This window comes from Dialister sp. CAG:357, from assembly GCF_000435155.1.
In the GTDB taxonomy this organism is placed as follows: Bacteria; Bacillota; Negativicutes; order Veillonellales; family Dialisteraceae; genus Dialister; species Dialister hominis.
In genome coordinates this window covers 40,142-41,024 of record NZ_FR896418.1, presented here as the reverse complement: position 1 = coordinate 41,024, position 883 = coordinate 40,142, and the positions used below count along the sequence as shown (strand labels likewise).

Here is an 883-nt window from a genome sequence, read left to right as displayed (position 1 = left end):
CTATAAAAACAACACGAAATGTCCTATAAGCCTCTCTTTTTAACCCGGAGCCGCCGGGGGGACGGAGTTCCGGTCCGTTAAATCCCTTCATCTTTCATAAGGGAATACAACGGTCAAACACATTTTCATCGGTTCCAGCGCATAGACTGCATGGTCTACGTCATGAGGCATCAGTATGGATTCTCCTTCGGAAACCTCGAAGAATTCCTTGCCGACCATGATGCGAGCTTTTCCTTCCAGTACCTGGATCATAGCATCGCCCGTGGACTGATGAGAGCTGATCTCTTCGTCTTTATCAAAGGCAAAGAGGGTTAGGCTGACGTTTTTGTTTTGCGCCAGCGTCTTGCTTGCGATCTGACCTTCCTGATAGGAGATCTGATCCTTCAAAGTGAGCACGGATGCTCTGGGTAAATGGCGAATAAATTGCTTTTCCTCCATGTGGTCCTCCTTTAGTGTGATCAAAGATAGAATTTGTTCTATCTTTATCTTCATTATACTATATGTTGAGGATTAGTCAACGCTAAAACTTAGAACCAAACGAATTTTACTATACTACAGAACATTTTGCAAGGATAAAAAATTTGTGAGGGGTGATAAACGGTATAAAACGCAGAACGGGTGACAACGAGGCTGATTTGATGTAAAATAACAGTGTTAGTATCTATAAATCAAGCAAATGAATCCAGAGTATGAATCATCTTTATTCAGAAAAGAGGAAATATATGAAACACAGCAAACTGACCGCTTTACTCTGCGCCCTGGTCATGACAGGCGCCGGCTCTATGTCCGCTTTTGCAGCGGATGCAGCACCGGCAGCGGCTGCAGCTACAGCTGCACAGCCGGCCAAGGCACAGGAAACGACAGCTGCCGCAGGCACTCCGGC

Annotated in this window: 1 protein-coding gene; it reads right to left on the bottom strand. The window is 45.5% G+C overall.

The genetic code is table 11. The annotated features are described in order from the left end of the window. Window positions 1-87: 87 nt before the first annotated feature. The gene (locus M3200_RS04535; protein WP_022382357.1) at window positions 88-438 is read right to left on the bottom strand and encodes a cupin domain-containing protein; all 351 of its coding nucleotides are present in this window, start codon (window positions 436-438) and stop codon (window positions 88-90) included. Window positions 439-883: the final 445 nt, after the last annotated feature.